The sequence below is a fragment of the Vibrio marinisediminis genome (assembly GCF_014050145.1).
In the GTDB taxonomy this organism is placed as follows: domain Bacteria; phylum Pseudomonadota; class Gammaproteobacteria; order Enterobacterales; family Vibrionaceae; genus Vibrio; species Vibrio marinisediminis.
Genome location: NZ_JACFYF010000002.1, coordinates 499,643 through 520,629, shown reverse-complemented (window position 1 = coordinate 520,629; position 20,987 = coordinate 499,643). Strand labels below are relative to the sequence as shown.

General features: G+C 43.5%; 20 protein-coding genes. 9 read left to right on the top strand and 11 right to left on the bottom strand.

Going from position 1 to position 20,987, the window contains the following annotated elements; translation table 11 throughout:
- Window positions 1-9: 9 nt before the first annotated feature.
- Together H2O73_RS06510 and metG are read right to left on the bottom strand one after the other, a co-directional pair.
- On the bottom strand, window positions 10-840 hold the full coding sequence (locus H2O73_RS06510) for a hypothetical protein (RefSeq protein ID WP_182107763.1): 831 nt from the start codon (window positions 838-840) through the stop codon (window positions 10-12).
- Window positions 841-1,035: 195 nt separating this feature from the next.
- Window positions 1,036-3,102, bottom strand: a complete 2,067-nt coding sequence (metG, locus tag H2O73_RS06505) for a methionine--tRNA ligase (RefSeq protein ID WP_182107761.1) — start codon at window positions 3,100-3,102, stop codon at window positions 1,036-1,038.
- A gap of 271 nt (window positions 3,103-3,373) precedes the next feature.
- Here metG and apbC point away from each other — a divergent pair, with 271 nt between their 5' ends.
- The 3 genes from apbC to H2O73_RS06490 all read left to right on the top strand — a co-directional run bounded on the left by apbC (window position 3,374) and on the right by H2O73_RS06490 (window position 7,601).
- Entirely contained in the window at window positions 3,374-4,447 is a 1,074-nt protein-coding gene (gene apbC / locus H2O73_RS06500; RefSeq protein WP_182107759.1) for an iron-sulfur cluster carrier protein ApbC, read from the top strand.
- Between the two features lie 221 nt (window positions 4,448-4,668).
- The gene (udk, locus tag H2O73_RS06495) at window positions 4,669-5,310 is read left to right on the top strand and encodes a uridine kinase (RefSeq protein ID WP_182107757.1); all 642 of its coding nucleotides are present in this window, start codon (window positions 4,669-4,671) and stop codon (window positions 5,308-5,310) included.
- A gap of 176 nt (window positions 5,311-5,486) precedes the next feature.
- On the top strand, window positions 5,487-7,601 hold the full coding sequence (locus H2O73_RS06490) for an AsmA family protein (protein WP_182107755.1): 2,115 nt from the start codon (window positions 5,487-5,489) through the stop codon (window positions 7,599-7,601).
- A 193-nt stretch (window positions 7,602-7,794) separates the two neighbouring features.
- On the opposite strand, the gene H2O73_RS06485 is transcribed toward H2O73_RS06490, so the two are convergent.
- A complete protein-coding gene (locus H2O73_RS06485; protein ID WP_182107753.1) occupies window positions 7,795-8,769 on the bottom strand; it encodes a DUF6929 family protein in 975 nt (324 codons plus the stop codon).
- Window positions 8,770-9,015: 246 nt separating this feature from the next.
- Window positions 9,016-9,621 (bottom strand): cob(I)yrinic acid a,c-diamide adenosyltransferase, encoded by a 606-nt coding sequence (gene cobO, locus H2O73_RS06480; RefSeq protein WP_182107751.1) that lies wholly within the window; start codon window positions 9,619-9,621, stop codon window positions 9,016-9,018.
- A gap of 85 nt (window positions 9,622-9,706) precedes the next feature.
- Here cobO and H2O73_RS06475 point away from each other — a divergent pair, with 85 nt between their 5' ends.
- Entirely contained in the window at window positions 9,707-10,156 is a 450-nt protein-coding gene (locus H2O73_RS06475) for a low molecular weight protein-tyrosine-phosphatase (protein ID WP_182107749.1), read from the top strand.
- On the opposite strand, the gene H2O73_RS06470 is transcribed toward H2O73_RS06475, so the two are convergent.
- From H2O73_RS06470 to sodB, 3 genes are all read right to left on the bottom strand, one after another.
- The gene (locus H2O73_RS06470; protein ID WP_182107747.1) at window positions 10,157-10,819 is read right to left on the bottom strand and encodes an SDR family oxidoreductase; all 663 of its coding nucleotides are present in this window, start codon (window positions 10,817-10,819) and stop codon (window positions 10,157-10,159) included.
- A 188-nt stretch (window positions 10,820-11,007) separates the two neighbouring features.
- Entirely contained in the window at window positions 11,008-11,511 is a 504-nt protein-coding gene (locus tag H2O73_RS06465) for a VC2046/SO_2500 family protein (protein WP_182107745.1), read from the bottom strand.
- 121 nt (window positions 11,512-11,632) lie between these two features.
- Window positions 11,633-12,217 carry a superoxide dismutase [Fe] gene (gene sodB, locus H2O73_RS06460; protein ID WP_182107743.1) on the bottom strand — a complete coding sequence of 195 codons (585 nt, stop codon included), beginning with the start codon at window positions 12,215-12,217 and terminating at the stop codon, window positions 11,633-11,635.
- Window positions 12,218-12,600: 383 nt separating this feature from the next.
- Between sodB and H2O73_RS06455 the strand changes: the two genes are divergently transcribed.
- Together H2O73_RS06455 and H2O73_RS06450 are read left to right on the top strand one after the other, a co-directional pair.
- Complete coding sequence (locus H2O73_RS06455; protein WP_182107741.1) at window positions 12,601-12,936, top strand: Grx4 family monothiol glutaredoxin; 336 nt, start codon at window positions 12,601-12,603, stop codon at window positions 12,934-12,936.
- Between the two features lie 91 nt (window positions 12,937-13,027).
- Entirely contained in the window at window positions 13,028-14,977 is a 1,950-nt protein-coding gene (locus H2O73_RS06450; protein WP_182107739.1) for a DNA topoisomerase III, read from the top strand.
- Between the two features lie 41 nt (window positions 14,978-15,018).
- Here H2O73_RS06450 and H2O73_RS06445 read toward each other — a convergent pair whose 3' ends face one another.
- The 3 genes from H2O73_RS06445 to H2O73_RS22200 all read right to left on the bottom strand — a co-directional run bounded on the left by H2O73_RS06445 (window position 15,019) and on the right by H2O73_RS22200 (window position 16,231).
- Window positions 15,019-15,222 (bottom strand): hypothetical protein, encoded by a 204-nt coding sequence (locus tag H2O73_RS06445; RefSeq protein ID WP_182107738.1) that lies wholly within the window; start codon window positions 15,220-15,222, stop codon window positions 15,019-15,021.
- Between the two features lie 169 nt (window positions 15,223-15,391).
- Window positions 15,392-16,078, bottom strand: coding sequence for an SDR family oxidoreductase (locus H2O73_RS06440; RefSeq protein WP_182107737.1), 687 nt, complete (start codon window positions 16,076-16,078; stop codon window positions 15,392-15,394).
- Window positions 16,079-16,108: 30 nt separating this feature from the next.
- Window positions 16,109-16,231, bottom strand: a complete 123-nt coding sequence (locus H2O73_RS22200; protein ID WP_281364212.1) for a hypothetical protein — start codon at window positions 16,229-16,231, stop codon at window positions 16,109-16,111.
- A gap of 100 nt (window positions 16,232-16,331) precedes the next feature.
- Between H2O73_RS22200 and H2O73_RS06435 the strand changes: the two genes are divergently transcribed.
- On the top strand, window positions 16,332-17,264 hold the full coding sequence (locus tag H2O73_RS06435) for a histone deacetylase family protein (RefSeq protein ID WP_182107736.1): 933 nt from the start codon (window positions 16,332-16,334) through the stop codon (window positions 17,262-17,264).
- 7 nt (window positions 17,265-17,271) lie between these two features.
- Here the strand turns inward: H2O73_RS06435 and H2O73_RS06430 are convergent, their stop codons facing one another.
- Window positions 17,272-18,879, bottom strand: coding sequence for a sensor domain-containing diguanylate cyclase (locus H2O73_RS06430; protein WP_182107735.1), 1,608 nt, complete (start codon window positions 18,877-18,879; stop codon window positions 17,272-17,274).
- Between the two features lie 546 nt (window positions 18,880-19,425).
- Here H2O73_RS06430 and H2O73_RS06425 point away from each other — a divergent pair.
- Both H2O73_RS06425 and H2O73_RS06420 read left to right on the top strand, forming a co-directional pair.
- Window positions 19,426-19,755 (top strand): UxaA family hydrolase, encoded by a 330-nt coding sequence (locus H2O73_RS06425; protein WP_182107734.1) that lies wholly within the window; start codon window positions 19,426-19,428, stop codon window positions 19,753-19,755.
- Entirely contained in the window at window positions 19,755-20,930 is a 1,176-nt protein-coding gene (locus H2O73_RS06420) for a UxaA family hydrolase (RefSeq protein WP_182107733.1), read from the top strand. The genes H2O73_RS06425 and H2O73_RS06420 overlap by 1 nt, the downstream gene beginning before the upstream one ends.
- Window positions 20,931-20,987 lie beyond the last annotated feature (57 nt).

Below are 20,987 nucleotides of genomic sequence, written 5' to 3'. Positions count from 1 at the left end.
AAGCCACCACTAGGTGGCTTTTTTGCTTTCTGCTGATGGAATATCAGCAAGTGGCTGATATAAACTCTGCATAATATCAGACAGCATTTGATCATAAACTTGTGAAATAAGGCGCGAAATATCGGTAGTTAAGTAATAAAGTTGGTTTTGATTCAACGTAATTTTATCGGCTTGAAGCAACATATCTAATGTATCAAATAGATGATTACCCAGCGGAGAGTTGATAGGAAGTGAGTTAATCAAGCTTAACTGCAGCAGTTTGTGTCGGATCTTGTTAGCGTTGTATTTGATTCTCATCTCTCCGGATGGCTGCCCCACTTCTGGAATGCAGATACGCAGTTGGGTGAGCACCTCCATACTATCCAGTACTTGTTGCCAATTTAACTGGTATTCATCGCAGAGATCCTCTCGACCAGAGTCGAGAAGCCAAGTTAAAGCAATATCATCGATTAGAAATAGACAGTGTCGAATTGCGGTACCATGAATACGTTGATTACGTGCAAAACTGCGCTGTTGGCAGCCTTCACACATTCCAGTTAGCTTACGCTGCAACATTCGGTACTGAGGTTTACTATCGAAATGAGCTAAACCAATCAGTTTGGATGACTCCAGAGTTAACTGCTGTTTAAGTTGATCTATCGTCTGAGTGGTTGATTCATTATGTTCCGTTGCAATCGCGTGGTGGGTTAAATCGCGGTGCTGCCGGCATAACTCTAATACCTGACGAAGAGAGTGGATTTGTTGATGGTTACGTTGATGGGATTGGCTGCGTTGTCTCGAATAGTGAGACAGCAGCACTAATATTAATATAGAAACTGATATCGAAATTATGACCAACATAGCGGCTCCTTGCTGTTAGTGGGCTCTTTAGTTAACAGCAGTATCAATGCCAATAGGTAATGTATTAAATATCAGTTATTTAGGTGTAAGTTTAAATGATGAATGAACGTTTATGGTGCAATGGCTCACCAAGTGAGGGAATCGCAGCCATAAAAAATCCCCGCCGAGGCGAGGATTTTTAATTAGTTCAAAAGCTTACATTACGCGCATACCAGGTTGAGCACCTTCATGTGGCTCAAGAATCCACAGGTCAGCGCCACCAGGCCCCGCTGCTAGGATCATACCTTCAGACATACCAAACTTCATTTTACGAGGCTTAAGGTTTGCTACTACAACCGTCAGTTTACCTACTAGGTCTTCTGGGTTGTAAGCGGCTTTAATGCCTGAGAATACTTGGCGCATTTCACCACCGATATCCAACTGGAATTTCAGTAGTTTGTCTGCTTTTGGCACTGCTTCACAAGAAACGATTTTAGCGATACGTAGGTCTACTTTCGCAAAATCATCAAATTCGATTTCTTCTGCGATAGGATCTTTGCTTAGCTCTGTTTCGTTCTTAGCCGCTTCTGCTTTTTCTTTCGCAGCCACTTCCGCAGCAGCATCTTCTTTCGATGCTTCGATCATCGCTTCGATGTTCTTCGGATCGATACGATTGAATAGCGCTTTGAACTTAGTGATTTCATGACCAGTTAGTGGTGCAGCGATACCTTCCCAAGTTAGATCTTGGTTTAGGAATGCTTCAGTGCGCGCAGCTAGCTCAGGCATGACAGGTTTTAGGTAAGTGATCAGAACGCGGAACAAGTTAATACCGACAGAACAGATTTCTTGTAGTTCCTGATCTTTGCCTTCTTCTTTCGCAACAACCCAAGGTGCTTTTTCATCAACGTATTGGTTTGCTTTGTCAGCCAGTGCTGTGATTTCACGGATAGCACGACCAAATTCACGAGTCTCGTAAAGTTCAGCAATACGATCAGCCGCAGCAACGAATTCGTTGTATAGCTCAGGTTCAGCAAAAGTATCGGCAAGCTTGCCTTCAAAACGCTTCGAAATAAAGCCAGCGTTACGAGAAGCTAGGTTAACGATCTTGTTAACAACATCAGCGTTTACACGTTGAGTGAAGTCTTCAAGGTTAAGATCTAGATCATCAATGCGGCTGTTTAGTTTCGCAGCGTAGTAGTAACGTAGACATTCAGGGTCTAGGTGGTTTAGGTAAGTGCTCGCCTTAACAAACGTACCTTTAGACTTAGACATTTTCGCGCCGTTTACTGTAACGTAGCCGTGTACGAATACGTTATTTGGCTTGCGGAAACCAGAACCTTCTAACATCGCTGGCCAGAATAGGCTGTGGAAGTAAACAATGTCTTTACCAATGAAGTGGTAAAGTTCAGCCGTACTGTCTTTTTTCCAGTATTCGTCGAAGTCTAGACCTTGGGTTTTGTCACATAGGTTCTTAAATGAAGCCATGTAACCCACAGGTGCATCTAGCCAAACGTAGAAGAATTTGTTGGTTTCACCAGGGATCTCAAAGCCAAAGTATGGCGCATCACGTGAGATATCCCATTGCTGAAGACCAGATTCAAACCACTCTTGCATCTTGTTTGCTGTTTCAGTTTGTAGCGAGCCAGAGCGAGTCCACTCTTTTAGCATGCTTTCAAACTGAGGCAGATCGAAGAAGAAGTGCTCAGAATCTTTCATGATTGGTGTTGCACCAGACACCGCTGATTTCGGGTTAATCAACTCTGTTGGGCTATAGGTTTCGCCACAGCTATCACAGTTGTCACCGTATTGGTCTTCTGACTTACACTTAGGGCAAGTACCTTTTACAAAACGGTCTGGTAGGAACATCTCTTTTTCTGGGTCAAACAGTTGAGAGATAGTACGGCTAGAGATAAAGCCATTCTTTTTCAGTTCTAGATAAATGTGTGACGCCAGCTCGCGGTTCTCGTCAGAGTGCGTGCTGTGGTAGTTATCAAAGCTGATGTCAAAGCCAGCGAAGTCTTTCTGATGTTCTTCACTTACGGCAGCGATCATCTCTTCTGGAGAGATACCCATCTGTTGAGCTTTAAGCATGATTGGCGTGCCGTGAGCGTCGTCAGCACAGATGAAGTTTACAGTGTTTCCACGTAGGCGTTGGTAACGAACCCAGATATCCGCTTGGATATGCTCAAGCATATGACCAAGGTGGATCGAACCGTTAGCGTACGGGAGGGCACAAGTTACCAGTAATTTCCTTGGTGTAAGGGTTCTTGGATCGTTTGCCATACTTAATATTCGCTTTCTCGATAGGTACAAAAAATAGAGACTTATACTACCTTATCCAAACAACGACTCCAAGGAGTCAAATAGGCATTCCCTTAGTTTTTTCAGGGTTCTGTATATGAGCTTGTAGTGCTACGATTGGAACAATAAGTAGCAGGCTTTAAGTCATGGCATTTAAAGCGACTCGAACAATCATTATTACCTTGTCTTAAAACCAGGTAAAACTCACCTAAAGAGCATTGTTGAGGTGATTTGGTTACATGAAGGAGAACCTATGCGTCAGTTTCATTCCAAGCAAGATTTTTGTACTTGGCTAAGCCAATTCGAGCATCATCATCTCATTCAAGATTGGGCATCGGCGCCGGGTATAGTGAGTGTGGATGCGCAGGGTTATTTTGCTATCACTTTTCCTTTTGCCGCGAATCAGTTGGTGAGCGAACTTGATGCATGGATTAAACAGCAACAACAAAATCAAGATGTAGCGCCGTTCAACTACCAAATTAATGTGGAAGTGAAAACGCTACAAAGTCATGTTGAAAGCAAGGTTAAAGGGGTGAAAAATGTTATTGCCATTACCTCTGCAAAAGGGGGAGTGGGCAAATCTACCACCTCAGTTAACCTTGCATTAGCGATAGCACAAAGTGGTGCCAAAGTTGGTCTTCTTGACGCAGATATCTATGGTCCATCAGTGCCAATGATGATTGGTCAAGTGGATGCTCAGCCAGAAGTACGTGACAACAAATGGATGCAACCTATTCAAGCGCATGGCATTCATACCCATTCGATTGGCTACTTAGTTTCTAAAGAAGAGGCGACAATTTGGCGTGGTCCAATGGCTTCCAAAGCATTAGGACAACTATTAAACGAAACCGATTGGCCAGAATTAGATTACTTAGTGATCGATATGCCGCCAGGTACCGGTGATATTCAATTAAGTTTGGCGCAGCAAATTCCCGTTACAGGCGCAGTGATAGTGACAACGCCGCAAGATTTAGCCTTAGCAGATGCGCGTAAAGGCGCGGCAATGTTCGACAAAGTAGGCATTCCTTTGGTGGGCGTTGTGGAAAACATGAGTTACCACATCTGCAGCCAATGTGGGCATAAAGAACACATTTTTGGTACTGGTGGCGCAGAACAGATGTCGAGTGACTATCGCTTGGATCTGCTTGGACAAATTCCTCTGCATATTAATGTGAGAGAAGATATCGATGCGGGTTGCCCAACCGTTGTCGCACGCCCAGACTCTGAACATACGCAGCAATATCTAGAGTTGGCAGAATCGGTCTGTGCTCGCTTGTATTGGCGTGGAGATGTTCAACCTGATGCCATTAATATCAAGATGGTTTAACTCAGTTGCATAAAACGTTTAGCTGGTCTTATGACAGCTAAACGTTTGCTTTATCCCTTCTTATTCCATTTTGTATTGAAAGACGATTTAAACTATTACTTTCTGGTATCTATCAGCTGAACTCCCTATAATCAGGCGGTTTAATTTGGCACTGCTAACCTTTCCATGCCAAGCTTTTAGCAGGTCACTGCTCACCAATCAATTCATCGGGTGCAAGAATAATGTCTGATAATAATCAATGTGTAATCGTCGGTATTGCTGGCGCTTCAGCTTCAGGGAAGAGCTTAATCGCAAGCACTATTTATAATGAACTTCGTGAGAAGGTAGGCGATCATCAAATTGGTGTGATTACGGAAGATTGCTATTACAACGACCAGACTCATTTGAGCATGGAAGATCGTGTAAAAACCAATTATGACCACCCGAGTGCACTAGATCACGATCTACTGTGTGATCACCTAGAGAAGCTAGTAAAAGGTGAAGCGGTTGAAGTGCCTGAGTACAGCTACTCAGAGCATACGCGTACAACAAATACCACAGCAATGACACCGAAAAAGGTGATCATTCTTGAAGGTATTTTGCTACTAACGGACCCACGTCTACGTAAATTGATGCACGCAACAATATTTATGGATACGCCATTAGATATCTGTTTGCTACGTCGTGTAAAACGTGATGTGGAAGAACGTGGTCGTACTATGGAATCGGTATTGAAACAGTACCAAGAAACAGTTCGTCCAATGTTCATGCAGTTTATCGAACCATCTAAGCAATATGCCGATATCATCGTACCACGCGGTGGCAAAAACCGTATTGCCATTGATGTGTTAAAAGCTCACATTGCTAAACTACTGAAATCTTAACAGTATTCTAGCTTTAGAGACTTTATTTTTTCTAAGATAAGTGGCACTTTAGGTGCCACTTTCTTTTTTCTGAAAAGTAATCGGTTGCGCAGAAGTTTTTCCGTAAGCCGTTATACTTTCAGTAAACTTTACTCATTCAAATAGCCTAGTTTGGCTGTTAAGCAAGGACTCTGCTGATGAAGAAACTCGCGTTAGTAATCGCAATTCCCATCGTGGCAATCATTGCCGTAGTGTTGGCTTTGGTGCTACTTGTAAACCCTAATCAATTCAAGCCATTGATCGTTGAGCAGGCCAAACAGCAAACGGGCTTAGATCTTGTCATTGAAGGTGATATTGATTGGCAGTTTTTCCCTTCTGTTGGTTTTACTTTAGGTAAAACTGAACTGAAAAATCCACAAGGTTTCAGCCAGCCAAATTTATTCAAAGTTGAGCAAGTTGGTATTGATGTTTCGGTCACGCCGCTGTTTAGTCAGCAACTTGAAATTGGCAATGTCACGCTGGATGGCGCAGAGTTCTATATCGAAACGCGCAAAGACGGTGTGAAAAACCTTGATGCATTAGCTCAGAGCCAATCGAAAGCCAACCAAGAGCCAGTTGCGACAGACAACGCCGAGACACCAGAAGCCGCTGCGGGTGAAGCTTCTCCGTGGACGATTAGCCTAGCAGGCGTTTCTATCACCAATGCCTTGCTTGATATTCAAGATAATAAAGCGGGTACGCATACTAAGTTGTATGACGTGTCATTAACGCTAACCGAGTTTGCCTTAGATGCATGGAGCCAAGCGGATTTCGCCATGAAAGGTGAAACTAATCAGCAGAAATTTACCGCGCAAGGCACAGCAGAACTCAAATTAGCCAGCGGATTTGCTGATTACGCACTGCGTAATATTAGCTTTGATGCGAGCTATAGTGACGCAACAAATCAGATTGACTCGGCAAGCATTGAGCTGGCGACATTTGTGTTCGATCAGCCAAATGCACTGAAATATGCAGTGAAAGGTAAAGCAGCAGAACTGGCGCTTGATCTTAAAGGTGGTGCGCAATTAACGGTTGATAAAGCGATCAGCAAAGTGACCATGAAGCAGTTAATTCTTGATGCTAACTTCGAGGGAAGCAGCCTGCCACAGTCACCAATGAAAGTGGATATGGCATCAGATCTAGCGTTTGATCTTAACAAGAGCCACTTGAGCTTTGTGCTGGAAAAACTCACCGCCAATGCACTGCAGTTTGACGGCAAACTTGATGTTACTTTGGCTGATATCCCTAAAATTGTGTTCAATTTGCACAGCCCAAATATTGATGTTGACGAGTTCTTGGGCTTAAACAGCGAAGGTGACAAGCAAGCGAATCAGGGTGATGAATCTCAATCTAGCAAAAAAGCACCAGACGCAACCACTGAGCAAGAGCCTGATTTATCAGCGCTTAAAGGGCTAGACCTTACCGGTGCTATCGCCATTGATAAATTTAAAGTGAACAATGCTAAATTGCAAAATGTTAACGCGAAGTTCAGTGTTAACCGTGGCCTCGTGAAACTGACTTCATTTAGCTCCAATTTGTATGATGGTTCAATTAAAGCGACAGCGACCTTAGACGCACGTAAAACACCAGCAACTTACAGTGCGAAGAAGTACATCAAAGGTGTAAAAGTACAACCTCTTTTGATTGATGTGGTACAAAACGACAAATTGGAAGGTACGGGTAATATTGATGTTGATGTGACGGGCCGTAGCTTGGCACCAACAGCAATGAAGAAAAACCTAGCGGGTACGATTAAGATTAATTTTGCAGATGGTGCCGTAAACGGCATTAACGTTGCGCAGCTGATTCGTGAAAATTATGCGAAGTTCAAAGGCGAGAAATTAGAAGCGAAAGACAGCGTTAAGAAAACTGATTTTAGCGCAATGACAGCAACGTTAACGCTTAAGAATGGCGTAGTAACGACCAACAACCTGCATGCACAGTCACCATTATTGCGTGTTCGTGGTGAAGGCAGCGCAAACTACATCAATGAAACAGCAGACTTTACCATTAGCACCTCAATTGTTGGCTCGTTAGAGGGGCAGGGTGGTAAAGACATCAATGAGCTTAAGGACATTACCATCCCGGTGAATATCTCTGGTCAGTGGGCTGATCCGAAATTCAAGCTAGTATTTGATGATGTTCTAAAGCAAAAAGCTGAGAAAGAAATTAATCGTGGTTTGGAAAAACTGGATGAGAAGCTTGGCGACAAAATTAAAGATGAAAAGACCAAAGAAGCGGTGAATAGCTTAATCAAAGGTTTGTTCAACTAAGTCTATACCCAAGAAACTTGAAGATGCAGGTAGGCGGCAAGTAAGAAAGCCCCTGAGCATAGGTGAACTATGTGATTGGGGCGCACGAACACAGCCAACACCGCTGCAACTTCAAGTATGACGGGTATAAGTCACTTGCAATAAAAAGCCCGCTAACCAAGCGGGCTTTTTTGAACTATCAGCTAATTGATACTTATTTGCTCAGCGAGAAGTTAAAGAATTCGCTGCTGCCATCATCATTGTCACTGGCAAGTAAACCTTCGATTTTGTCTAGGCTTTGGCTCGTAAAGGCAACCGACTCAATCTTGGTAATCAGACGCTGATTGCCTTCCATTAATGGCACTAAATTGTCGCTTAAATCTAACGTTCGATTTTGACTAAGATCGTCAAGAGCAACTAGACCAACATAACTCCCCAATATTTCTCCATCATTATACGCATCACCTGTCGCTTCAATTGAAGCGGTGAGAACTAGGCTGTCAGTTTCTACCCAGTAGGCAGCGCCAGAAAGCCCTGCCTCAAAACCTTTAACGATCGGCAGTGCCACATGGTACGCTTTTACATCTTCAATTAGCTCACTTTCGCCGGCGAGATAATCCTGGAAGTCTTCAAGATCCAGTTCAAAAATCACGTTAGAACCACCGTTACCTCGGTTAATAATGAAGGCAGAATCTTTTGATGTCGCCAAACCTTCAACGTTAATTTCTTGATCTGCTGTGTACCCTGCGGCTTGACGTAGTGTTTTGTACAGTGGCTTTAATGAACGCTCAATTTTTAGTTCACCGTCATGGCTAATGATGAATGCCCATTCGCGAACGTCTAGCTTACTGCCTGAACCGAGCATGACAAATGATGGTTTTTCACTGACGGAGATAATGTCTAGTGCTTCAAAATCAGGTTTCACTTTCTTGAGTATGCGGCCATTATCTCCAACAGGATATTCCTTGATGAGCTCCTTCTCCACAATTGTAAATTCAGGGCTGAGTTGGTATAGCCAAGGTGAATCATCACCGACGGCATAGATTTTTTCTTGGCTTACTACAACACCAGAAGCGGAGGGAAGGTTATTGTTGGTCGTTTTGTTGGACAGCTCTAGAGTTAATCCTTGTGCGGCGAGACCACTTGAAAATAATGCGCTAAAACATAAAGTTAAGAATGTCTTCTTCATTTACCGATTTCCTTATGCGTAATAAATTGCATATACGCTACCATAGGCATAAAGGGCTAAAGCAAAGAATGAGGGGAAGTTTGAGTTTGATTCCAGTGGGCGAAGAAACAGGAACGGCTTTGTATCAAATCTGGATAGCAATCGACACTATCCGCGCAATAATCCGCGCAATACTGCGTTCCTTTTGATTGGGTAATAAAAACAAAGCTTAGCGAAAGCCAAGCTTTTAGGTAAATGTTAAAGGGGCTACCAATCAACACCTTTGAGTGCTTTCACTCCGGATTCAAAAGCGTGTTTAACGTTTTTCACTTCTGACACTGTGTCTGCCATTTCAATTAAGGTTCTATGCGCTGCTCGTCCCGTGATCACGACCGACTGCATCTTAGGGCGATTATTAAGTGCTTCCACCACTTCATCTAATTCAATGTAGCCATAGCTCACCATGTAGGTGAGTTCGTCAAAAAGAATGACATCAATTGATTCATCTTGCAGCATACGTTTGCACTCTTGCCAAACTTGCTGCGCTGCTTGTGTATCGGCGTCTTTGTTCTGTGTTTCCCAAGTAAAGCCTGTTGCCATTACTTGGAAATCAACCCCCAGCTTTTCGAGTAGGTTGCGTTCGCCGTTTTCCCAAGTGCCTTTGATAAATTGGGCGACAGAACATTTCATACCATGACCTACGGCGCGGGCAATGGTTCCAAAACCAGAAGTAGACTTACCTTTGCCATTACCGGTGATGATCAGTAGTAAACCTTTCACTTCGGTTGCCGCGGCAACTTTAGCGTCAACTTGTTGTTTGACCTTTTCTTGTCGTGCTTTATGACGTTGTTGCTTGTCGTTATCAGCCACCATGGGAATTCCTTTTTTCAGTTCGCTATTCTCGTTATGATAGAACAATGCAGGTGTAAGAAAAACCATTGATAAATCAGGGGTTCAAATGAAGAGAGTGCTGGTGGTTTGTATGGGGAATATTTGTCGTTCTCCAACGGGAGAGGCAGTGTTGCGTGCCAAAGCAAAGCAGTTAGGGATTAATGTCGAAATCGATTCTGCGGGAACGATAGGCTACCACCAAGGCAATCCGCCTGATGAACGCTCTCGTCAAGCTGGCGAGCGCCGAGGATACTCGTTTAAAGGGATACGCTCTAGAAAAGTAGAAAACCAAGACTTCAGTTATTTTGACCTTATTTTAGCCGCAGATAGAGACAATTTACATGATCTTCAAGCTATCTGTCCGGCAGAGTATCAACACAAACTTCGACTCTATTTGAGTTTCGGACACTCCGAACAACAAGAAATTCCAGACCCATATTATGGTGGTGAGCATGGCTTCGAATTAGTGCTCGACTTACTTGAAGATGCGGCAGAGCAAGTTCTTCGCCAGCTCTAATTATGCCGCCATTACTCGCCCGCTAAAGTAGTCATTCGAAATTATATACTCAGTGTTTCGGATGACTTCATCTTGAACTTCTGCCCAATTCTGCCCATTAGACTCACCACAAGGTATCACGCCACCAACGCGTATGTTGAAGGGGGTGAGTTCTTTCGCCCAGCTCTGTGTAAAGCCCGATACAAAAGATGAGGCATTGTCGAAGCCTGCCATATCTTCGTAGTTGGAGTAGCCAATGACATTGACGATCACCCCCTGTTTGTTTTCTTGCCTCATTCGCTCAGCGGTGGCTTGTCCAAAGCCAAACAGAGCGCTTGCCATGGAAGTAAGGTTAAGGGCAAAGGTATCATAAGCACTTTGATCGAAAATATTTGGGACGGCTTTTGTGGTAAAGGTATTGATTAGCACATCGGGTGTGCAATCAAGAGAGTGCTCAATGGATGAGAACAGCTGTTGGATTGATGGAATAGAGTAGTCTTTCAACACGAATTGATAAACATTATTGTTAATGCCACGGCAACGGTGATAAGTCTCGTCGAGTAAGCGTTTATCGCTATCACAGAGAATGACTCGCGCCCCCAAAGATGAAAAGTGAGCTGCGAGTGTGCTCCCAACTCCAGAACCTGCAGAGGTAACCAAGACTACTGCACTGTCTACTTTCATACTTTTAATCCCCGTCTACGAACGACAAAAAACTGTCCACAAAGAATGGTTGATTAATTGTTATTTAGATGTGAATAAGGTCAAAGAAGCTGTGAGTAGATAGGATCAGTTGTCAGTTTTTTGCGTTCATTCACACTCTGGCGTTACGAACAATTACCAAAGAGAAATTGTGCTATCACATTGAAAAATCAGGCTTGTGCTCTGATTTGGAAGGTTCTTTGAGCTTCAACTAGTTGATTGTAAAGATCAAAGGGCATCAATTTCTTCGGTTCTTTCTCACCGAGTTGACGCTGCTGATGTAATGATAAGTTATGGTATACATCTTCAGGTAGGCTATGAGTCTGCTCGGGAAGGTAGACTAGCGCTTCGGGAATTAAATAATGTGCTAGTTTTGCACTTGCTAACCCACCTTGGTGAAACTGATGGGCTTGTTGAGCGGATATTTGGTACGAACTTTGGTCCGACTGCAGTGCTTGTGGTGACTGCAAATCAAAGCGCTGACGTAATGACTGGTCAGTGATCTCAACTTTGTCAATTTGCTCGACGGGAGTATTGTCTCTCACGTCATTGGAGAACATTGAAAGCAGCAAAGCGAAATCAGCACGACGCCCTTCGTGAACGGCATGGTTGATCCCCGTACCGAACTGAAGTTCGTTAATAGCGCTGATGTTATTGATAGATTCGATTTGCATTAGTTCCTCACTTGCCATTTAAAATAGCGGCTAAGTGGTGAGAAACTTTAAACAAATTTGCTTCGGGCATAAAAAAAGCCTGCGAGATGCAGGCTTTTTCAACAATAGGGTAATCGCGTGATTACTTCGCTAGGTTCTCTGCAACGAAATCCCAGTTAACTAGTGCCCAGAAACCATTCATGTAATCTGGACGAACGTTGCGGTAATCGATGTAGTATGCGTGTTCCCACAGGTCAACCGTTAGAAGAGGAGTAACGCCTTCTTCTGTTAGTGGAGTTGCTGCGTTAGACGTGTTCACGATATCTAGAGAACCGTCAGCTTTTTTCACCAACCAAGTCCAAGATGAACCGAAGTTGTTGATTGCTGAGTCTGTAAATTTCGCTTTGAATTCTTCAAATGAACCAAATGCAGCATTGATAGCATCAGCAACAGCACCTGTTGGTTCGCCACCTGCTTTTGGCGCTAGACAGTGCCAGTAGAACGTGTGGTTCCAGATTTGAGCTGCGTTGTTGAATACACCGCCAGTTGAAGTTTTTACGATCTCTTCTAGAGTTTTACCTTCAAACTCAGTGCCTGGGATCAGACCATTAAGTTTTACAACGTAAGTGTTGTGGTGTTTTCCGTGGTGGAAATCTAGAGTTTCAGCTGAAATGTGTGGTTCTAATGCATCTTTTGCATAAGGCAGAGCTGGTAGTTCAAATGCCATTGCTCGTTTCTCCATATATATAGAAAGAGTGTTCTCTTTCGATTCTTCCAAATGTTTATTGTTTTTGCGATTCGCTACCTTGCGAGTCGTTGTCGATATGACTGACTTGTCGCCTAGTTTAGCAAGTTTTTACGTGATTAAAAGCACGCTTGAGCAAATTGTTTCGCAAAAAATTCGTTTCTAACTATTTATTTAAGCACATAAAAAACATGGTTTTTACGTGAGATAGCAGTAACAATGATGGCTGCAGACCTTGCTGATAGTTCGTGTTAAGATGTTGTAATAATCACGCTTATAATAACCGCAATATTTCTGTGCTTTTTATTCTTGAACAATGGTTTAAAATGAGCGGATATCTTGCAGTAACTCCATCAGAGGAAGCAATGGAAACTATTGAAAAAATCAAACAGCAAATCGCAGAGAACACCATCTTACTTTACATGAAGGGTTCACCAAAACTACCTAGCTGCGGTTTCTCATCTCAAGCTGCTCAAGCACTTATGGCTTGTGGTGAAAAGTTCGCTTATGTAGACATTCTTCAAAACCCTGATATTCGTGCAGAGCTTCCAGCGTATGCACAATGGCCGACTTTCCCACAACTGTGGATTGAAGGCGAATTGATTGGTGGTTGTGACATCATTCTTGAGATGTTCCAAAAAGGTGAGCTTCAGCCACTAGTGAAAGAAGCCGCTGCTCGCAATCAAGGCGATGCTGAATAACGCATAATACTGTTTAAATTTACAGTTTATCTTGAATTTTTAAGGCCACATTGGATAATGTGGCCTTATTTGTTTGTGTTGAATTCTGTTTATGTCACGTTTATTTATTGCCGAAAAACCCAGCTTAGGCCGAGCAATTGCTGCTGCTTTACCTGGTCCTAAGAAAAATGACCAAGGTTTCATTCGTTGTGGCAATGGTGATGTAGTGACATGGTGTATTGGTCACCTGTTGGAACAAGTTGAGCCAGATGTTTATGACGAACGTTATAAGAAATGGAACCTCAATGATCTGCCTATTGTGCCGCAGCAGTGGCAATTAAGACCAAGAAAATCAGCCAGTAAACAGCTCACGGTCATACGAAAATTACTTAAAGAAGCTACTCACATAGTCCACGCTGGCGACCCAGACCGTGAAGGTCAGCTGTTGGTGGATGAGGTGCTGGATTACTGTAAAGTCAGCCAGACAAAGAAAAAAAGCGCACAACGTTTGTTGATCAATGACTTGAACTTACCAGCGGTAAAGCGTGCCATCGATTCAATGCGCAGTAATCGAGATTTTATTCCCCTTTCGGTTTCCGCTTTAGCTCGCTCTCGGGCTGACTGGTTGTATGGCATGAATATGTCACGCGCTTATACCTTGCTGGGGCAAAAGGCGGGTTATCAAGGGGTACTTTCTGTTGGTCGCGTGCAGACTCCGGTACTTGGTCTTGTCGTGCGTCGTGATGAAGAGATAGAGCACTTTGTGCCGCGAGACTATTTCAGTTTGCATGCGCTGATCCCGTATCAACATGAGGGTACCACATTTGATATTCGAGCCAAGTGGCAGCCAAGTGAGGCGTGTCAGCCTTGGCAAGACGAAGATGGTCGAGTACTTAATCGAAAGTTGGTGGAAAACGTAGCCGCAAGAATCGTAGCCCAACCCGCGAAAGTAACCGAATCAGAGCAAAAGCAAACCAAGCAGGCGGCACCGCTGCCTTATTCACTATCTGCATTGCAGATTGATGCTGCAAAACGGTATGGGATGAGCGCGCAACAGGTGCTTGATACCTGTCAGTCCTTGTATGAAAAACATAAGTTAATTACTTACCCTCGTTCGGATAGCCGTTATCTACCCAATGAACATTTTGCTCAAGCGCGCAGTGTTACCGAAGCTATAGCCAATAATGCCCAAGAGATGAGTTCGGCGGTTGCAGGGGCAGATTTAAACCGTAAGTCAAAGGCATGGAATGACAGCAAAGTTGATGCGCATCATGCGATCATTCCGACACCTAAAAAAGCGGCAGTAAACGCACTCTCGGCATACGAGATGAAGGTTTATCAGTTGATCGCAAGGCAGTATTTGATCCAATTCTACCCAGTAGCAGTGTATGCAGAAGCAAAATTAGTGTTTGATATTGCTGGCGGGAAGTTTATCGCCAAAGGTCGCCAGCTTGTGACCGCTGGTTGGAAAGCCTTGATGGGTAAATCTGATGAGCAAGATGCAGGGGTCGACAAAGTGCCGCCGTTAGCGGAAGGTACCGTATTAACGTGCCGAGAAGGTGAGATTAAGCAACATCAAACTGAGCCGCCAAAGCACTTTACGGAAGCTACTTTGCTGCAAGCGATGACGGGTATTGCGCGATTTGTAGAAGATAAAGAATTGAAAAAAATTCTCCGCGAGACCGATGGCTTAGGGACCGAGGCAACAAGGGCGGGCATTCTTGATACCTTATTTAAGCGCCAGTTACTGACAAGGCAAGGTAAGAGCATTCTGAGTTCAGCCGCAGGACGGGGGCTGATACACGCTTTACCTAAGGAGTCGACTTTTCCTGATATGACGGCAAATTGGGAACACCAATTACAAGGAATGGCTGAGCGAAATCAAGCCTATCAACCGTTTATGGGCGCATTGCAACAAAGAATCGAGAATCTGATGCAGCAAGTGAAACAAGGGCAAGTACCTGAGTCTTTACGCCATCTACCTCAAGTTGAGCGACCAGCATTTAAACGTAAAAAGCGCACCTTTAAAAAGGCTACGAGTAAAAAAGGCAGTAGCAAATAGGTGATGATGAGAGGCGGCAACGGCACAATGCCGCACTCGAGTTAATCAAAAAGATTGTTATGTTCGGCAATTGCGCCACGGACATCATTTTGAGTTAACACGCGCTTACCTAACTCACCTTTCACTTGCTTACCCAAATCGATTAATGCATCTCTATTGGCTTGTGTTTGCCTTTTCCCTGCACTTCTTAAGCAATAGTTGAGTTCGTGGGTTTCACTAAAATTGACTAGATGCTTGTCTGCCATCGTTGCTCTCCTTATTGAGTGAAATCTTTATAATTCTGGAAGGAGAGAGAGAAAATTCAAGTTAGCGATAGCGATTAATTTTCTAATAGTAAAGCGGACGGCGCTAGCCAATTGATTTTCCGCACTTTGATTATGTCGGCGCTTGCTTGCTTGTTTGTTTTGTTATTACCTACCAAGGTAGGGATTGCCCATCAAAATTGATGAACTGACCAGATTGCGGAATCGTCAAATTTTCGATCACCTGAGTTAACCCTGCAACCGATGTCGCAACATCAATCAAAGCATTGCTTCCGCCCATTTGCGTTTTAACCCAACCAGGGTGTAGCGCGACTACGGTAAAACCTTGTGAAGATAAGTCATTGCTTAAGCTCTTCACCACTGAGTTTAATGCGGCTTTGGAAGAGCGGTAGATGTAACCACCACCGGAGGTGTTTTCAGTCATACTGCCGACTTTAGATGAAAGGCAGGCAATTTTGCGTACAGAGCTTTGCGCCAAGTTTGAGTAAAAAGCTTCGACCAGCTTTAATGGTGCAATCGAGTTCACCTCAAACACTTTTCGCCACTGCTCAACATCAGTATGACCAAATCCATAGCCTTTAGGGCCATAGTAGCCAGCGTTATTGATCAGTATATCGAGCGTACCAACTTGCGAGGCGAACTGAGAGACTTTGGCGTAATCTGTTACATCCAAACAGTGGCAGTGAAGACTGGCATTGTTGGCGGCAAGAGCAAATAGAGCATTGGCGCTAGTAGCATCACGATAGGTGGCATGAACATCAAAGCCTTGCGATAAATAATGCTGGACTAAACCAAGCCCGATCCCTCGGTTTGCACCTGTAATTAAAACACGATTCATATAGCCTCCTTCCAAAGTGAGATTATTGTCTTAGCTCAGAATGATAAAATCAACCATAGCCCAAGCGGTCAATGTCATCAGAGCGAAAGCGAGAATTGCACCGAGCATGCCCGCGATGATGCCAAGGTAGAAGAAGAGAGTTGAAGAGTACATAGCTACTTAGTGGTAATGATAATTAATATCAATTAAATCTATTTTGCAGTCAAAGTTCAAGCTGTTAACATGAAAAGACACAATTCAAGCTGATGTCATCATGATTCCGATTGTCTATCATCCCATTTATTCTGAGCTAACATTGCCCCCTAACCATCGATATCCTATTGAAAAATATCGATTGTTGTATCAAGCGCTGCTTGCGCAGCAAAAGAACGAGTCGGATTGGCAGCAGATGTTTCCCCTCTATGCACCCACGCCTTTAGCCATTGCAGATATTACCAAGGTGCATTGCCCTGAATACATTCATGCGCTTTTCTACAATCAATTGCCGGCGGCTAAAATGCGGAGAATTGGATTCCCATGGAGTGAGCAGTTGATACAGCGAACCTTAATCTCGGCGGGTGGTACTTGCTTAACGGCAGAGCTTGCGATTGAGCACGGTACTGCAATCCATTTAAGCGGTGGTTACCACCATGCACATTATGATTTCGGCTCCGGATTTTGTTTGGTGAATGATCTGGTTATTGCGGCAAAGAGGGCATTGGAGTTTGAACAGATAGATAAAGTCTTGATTATTGATAGTGATGTTCACCACGGAGACGGTACGGCAACCTTGTGTTCTGAAGATCCGGATATAATCACACTCTCTTTTCATTGTGATAAGAATTTCCCTGCCAAAAAGCCGCATTCTGATATCGATATTGCGTTACCAAGAGAAACGGGCGATGAGCTATTTCTGGATCATTTTGTATCGGTCGTAGAGACGGCGGTAAACCTGCATCGTCCTGATCTGATTTTGTATGATGCAGGTGTGGATATTCATATTGATGATGAGTTGGGGCATTTCAACGTATCAACTCATGGGCTCTATCAGCGAGATTTATTTGTAGTGAATATGGCGAAGCAGCGGGAGATCCCACTCGCGTGTGTGGTTGGGGGAGGGTATCGCAGTGTGCATCAAGCACTTGTCCCAATGCACATGCAATTATTGAAAGCCGCCTTGAATAGCCACCACATGTCGCCAACCTAAGGGGAACCTATTCCACAATAATAACGCGGTTCTTACCCTCTTTTTTTGCCTGGTACATTGCGCTATCGGCTTTGTGCATCAACTCTTCTTGGTCGCATTTCTCGCCGCAACAGAAATAACCACCAATACTGGCATTGAATTGCAAACAGACGTTGCGGGCGACCTCTGTCGGTTGTTGTACCAATTCCAGCAATGTTGAAGCGTGGCACTGTGCGTCTTTACCGTTTGTATTGTCTTGCAATATCACGGCAAACTCATCGCCACCAAGGCGTCCCATAATGGCTTGTTCACCAAATACGTGTTGCATCGCTTGGGCGACGTGGATCAACGCTTTATCACCGGCAGCATGTCCGAATTGGTCGTTGATACCTTTAAAGTCGTCCAAATCGATGTAGATCAAACACAACGAGGTACGTGTTTTTCTCGCTGATTGAATCAAAGACTCTAGCTCTGTTTGGAAAGCGCCTCGATTTAATAGTTTGGTTAAAAAATCATAACGAGCTAGATAGTGAATGCGCTGATTGTCTTGGTGCAGCCTAAGCTGATATCTGGCCATAAAATAAGCCAAAATCAAACTTAGCAGTACGCCAATTCTCATTAACGTATCGTGTAGTGATAACGGGTGCTTGACGTCTAAACGTTTGTCGAACTCAGCATAAGAGACAATCTTCCAAGCGGTAGTATCGTTGTTTGATAGCAGAGAATCCTGAAAGCAATAAGGGGTTTCGTTGCCACTCGACCCGACAGATTCGATGGTCATAATGCCATCTGCAGTTTCAAATTGTCCAGATACGGTTTGTTTTAGCTGCTTGACCATCGAAGGGAATTGAGAATAAACGGTAAGATCTTTTTTATCATCAAACATAAATGCGAATTCAGATTCAGGCTGCTGTTCATTGAACAGATAGTAACCATCACGATTGACCAGCATGTAATTGGTGCCGCTATTTAGGTTGAATAGCCTTAAACCATCCATTAAATAGTCCGCTAGATAGTTAATGATAACAATGCCACGCTTATTCCCTTGCTGATCAAAAACAGGGGCAGCCATACGTATAGTGGGTTTATAAGGCAGTTCTATGGCTCCATGTTCAATATTCAAATCCAATGGGGAGACATACACTTGATTGCAATCGAGCTGTTTGGCTTTCTCAAAATAGTAACGGTGTGCTTTATTTTGTAGTTGTGTATGAGCGACGACATTTGCTCGACCATCTTTAAAATTGATTCGCACTACTTCGTTGCCATTGAGGTCAAGGTAGCGTATTTGGTCGTAAATCTCTTTCCGTTGGCTCATGGACACTAGAGTATTATTGACTCGGCTGAGGATCGCTGTCTTTGATGTTAGGTCAGGGTTGTTTTCCGCTAAATAAACTTCTTGCTGGCTGAGTAGGTCAGCTAGTAGGGCCGTCTCTTTAACCACTGACCCAATGACTGACTCGATATAATCTTTCTTACCTTCGAGAAGTGCTTTCTGCTCAGCTTTTATATTGCTTTTGCTTGTTGCAAGCTCGTTTGTTGCGTCGTAATAAAAGATAGCAAAAAACACCATCACAAATATTGCAAAGGTGGCGACGAAACGGGTAGAGAAAAACTTAAAGTCAGAGGTGGTCATAAACAGCAGCTAATCGAACAAAATACAATCAGGCGTTATTATAGTGAGAGCGGTCACACAATGATAGGTTTATAGTTTATTGATTAAACTGGTGAAAATTAATGAAAGTGGCTAAAAATGTTTACGCGAAGATAAAGTAAGCGTTCACCTCTTCCCCGCCCCAAATCTTTCCTTATTAAGGAAGCTACCGACCAGCTCAATAGGGCTTGGTATCAAAAATCCTCCATAGAAGAGCGCATTTAGTGCGATGAAAATAGTACAGCGTGAAAATTTTAGGCGTTTTACTAAAGAAATTTCGGTTAGTTTTCACTGAGTGTTTATGGCTAATTATTTATAACATTCTTAATTAATTCATGTGCTTGGGTTTATCTGCTTGATTTATTTGTTTTCAGTCCCCTGACTTTCTGTCACGGATATTTCAAACCATTCAAAAATATTGCACGAAATTGTGACTCTGGTCATATTTTGTCTTTTGTTTAATCGTATAATGCCGATTGTCGGACAATGGACAATTAACTGTTTAACGATAAGACTGAGAATATCAAAATGAAAGCAATAAAACTTTCTCCTACGGACAATGTAGCAACGCTACTGGGTGACGTAGAAAAAAACGAACTAGTTGAAATTATTTCTGCGGATAACGAAGTGATCGCAGAAGTTAACGCGCTGCAAAAAATCACTTTCGGCAACAAGATCGCACTTGGCGACATTGCCAACGGTGAGCATATTTTGAAATGCGGTCACTCAATCGGTAAGTCAATTGTTGAAATACCATTGGGTCAACTTGTTCATGTCCAAAACGTTCGCAGCGAACGCCTAGACATTCCAGAAGCAATCATCGAAGAAATCATTAAACAAATGGGGATTGAACAATAATGACCGCGACATTTAAGGGTTTCCCTCGCCCAAACGGCACATTTGGTATTCGCAATAGTGTGATAATTATTGCCATTGATGAGTGTTGTGAAGGCATTGCACGCAACATCAGTAAAGAAATTGAAGGTTCAGTTGTTGTGACTAACCATTACACCTGTATGTATGGTGGTAATGAAGAGATGATCGACACTATCATCCACACGGCAACGAACCCGAACATTGCTGGCGTACTAGTCATTGCAATGGGTTGTGGCTCCATTGACCCACAAATGGTTGCTGAACCAGTGCGTAAAGAAGGTTTGCCAGTTCATGCACTAACCGTTATTAAAAACAAAGGTACGGTTGAAACCATCAAAGATGGTATCGCACTGGCTAAAGAACTAAAAGCATATGCTGATAGCGTAGAGCGTGTTGATGCACCAGTATCTGCGTTACGCATTGGTATTAAGTGTGGCGGTTCTGATACGTCAAGTGGTCTTGCTTCTAACCCATCTGTTGGTGCTGCGTCTGACAAACTTGTCGATATGGGTGCAACGACAATGGCAGGTGAGCTACTAGAGCTACTAGGCTGTGAAGAAATCCTAAAAGAGCGTTCAGTTACCCCTGAAGTAGGCGACAAAATTGAACGTCTTATCGCAGAAGATTTGAAACGCTGGCACGTAATTGAAGCCACTGAAACCATGTCTATTGGTAACAGTGTTGGTGGTCTAACAACGATTGATGAGAAATCACAAGGTGCAATGCACAAGACGGGTACTCGTCCAATTCAAGACTGCTTACGCATCAACCACATTCACCGTGAAAAACCAACAACCCCAGGTTTCTACCTAACCGAAACTACCATGTTATGTGGTGGCGCAGCAATGCACTTTGGTTCACTGGGTTGTCAGCTAATTCTTTGGACTGCAGGCGCTGCAGGCTTTAATAACTCAATCGTTCCGGTTATCCGAGTGTCTGGCAACAGCTCTCTGATCACTGCTGATATGGATATCAACGCTTGTGGAATCATGGATGCAACAGACACTATCGACAATGTATCGAACAAGATCGTTGAGCGTGTGTTTGATGTTGCAAATGGCGCAGAGACTAACCTTGAAGGTATTGGTTTTGCTTATGCGTCACTATATCAAAAAGACCAACGTTTAGAACACGTTATCGGTATTTGTCCACAATAATCTACGTTGTTATTTCCAAAAGGAGTTGCCTCAACTCCTTGATTTGAGATGAAGAAA

What these genes read in the sequence shown, in the direction of transcription:
- H2O73_RS06510 (WP_182107763.1), bottom strand. Translation starts at nt 840, where the DNA reads ATGTTGGTCATAATTTCGATATCAGTTTCTATATTAATATTAGTGCTG.
- metG (WP_182107761.1), bottom strand. Translation starts at nt 3,102, where the DNA reads ATGGCAAACGATCCAAGAACCCTTACACCAAGGAAATTACTGGTAACT.
- apbC (WP_182107759.1), top strand. Translation starts at nt 3,374, where the DNA reads ATGCGTCAGTTTCATTCCAAGCAAGATTTTTGTACTTGGCTAAGCCAA.
- udk (WP_182107757.1), top strand. Translation starts at nt 4,669, where the DNA reads ATGTCTGATAATAATCAATGTGTAATCGTCGGTATTGCTGGCGCTTCA.
- H2O73_RS06490 (WP_182107755.1), top strand. Translation starts at nt 5,487, where the DNA reads ATGAAGAAACTCGCGTTAGTAATCGCAATTCCCATCGTGGCAATCATT.
- H2O73_RS06485 (WP_182107753.1), bottom strand. Translation starts at nt 8,769, where the DNA reads ATGAAGAAGACATTCTTAACTTTATGTTTTAGCGCATTATTTTCAAGT.
- cobO (WP_182107751.1), bottom strand. Translation starts at nt 9,621, where the DNA reads ATGGTGGCTGATAACGACAAGCAACAACGTCATAAAGCACGACAAGAA.
- H2O73_RS06475 (WP_182107749.1), top strand. Translation starts at nt 9,707, where the DNA reads ATGAAGAGAGTGCTGGTGGTTTGTATGGGGAATATTTGTCGTTCTCCA.
- H2O73_RS06470 (WP_182107747.1), bottom strand. Translation starts at nt 10,819, where the DNA reads ATGAAAGTAGACAGTGCAGTAGTCTTGGTTACCTCTGCAGGTTCTGGA.
- H2O73_RS06465 (WP_182107745.1), bottom strand. Translation starts at nt 11,511, where the DNA reads ATGCAAATCGAATCTATCAATAACATCAGCGCTATTAACGAACTTCAG.
- sodB (WP_182107743.1), bottom strand. Translation starts at nt 12,217, where the DNA reads ATGGCATTTGAACTACCAGCTCTGCCTTATGCAAAAGATGCATTAGAA.
- H2O73_RS06455 (WP_182107741.1), top strand. Translation starts at nt 12,601, where the DNA reads ATGGAAACTATTGAAAAAATCAAACAGCAAATCGCAGAGAACACCATC.
- H2O73_RS06450 (WP_182107739.1), top strand. Translation starts at nt 13,028, where the DNA reads ATGTCACGTTTATTTATTGCCGAAAAACCCAGCTTAGGCCGAGCAATT.
- H2O73_RS06445 (WP_182107738.1), bottom strand. Translation starts at nt 15,222, where the DNA reads ATGGCAGACAAGCATCTAGTCAATTTTAGTGAAACCCACGAACTCAAC.
- H2O73_RS06440 (WP_182107737.1), bottom strand. Translation starts at nt 16,078, where the DNA reads ATGAATCGTGTTTTAATTACAGGTGCAAACCGAGGGATCGGGCTTGGT.
- H2O73_RS22200 (WP_281364212.1), bottom strand. Translation starts at nt 16,231, where the DNA reads ATGTACTCTTCAACTCTCTTCTTCTACCTTGGCATCATCGCGGGCATG.
- H2O73_RS06435 (WP_182107736.1), top strand. Translation starts at nt 16,332, where the DNA reads ATGATTCCGATTGTCTATCATCCCATTTATTCTGAGCTAACATTGCCC.
- H2O73_RS06430 (WP_182107735.1), bottom strand. Translation starts at nt 18,879, where the DNA reads ATGACCACCTCTGACTTTAAGTTTTTCTCTACCCGTTTCGTCGCCACC.
- H2O73_RS06425 (WP_182107734.1), top strand. Translation starts at nt 19,426, where the DNA reads ATGAAAGCAATAAAACTTTCTCCTACGGACAATGTAGCAACGCTACTG.
- H2O73_RS06420 (WP_182107733.1), top strand. Translation starts at nt 19,755, where the DNA reads ATGACCGCGACATTTAAGGGTTTCCCTCGCCCAAACGGCACATTTGGT.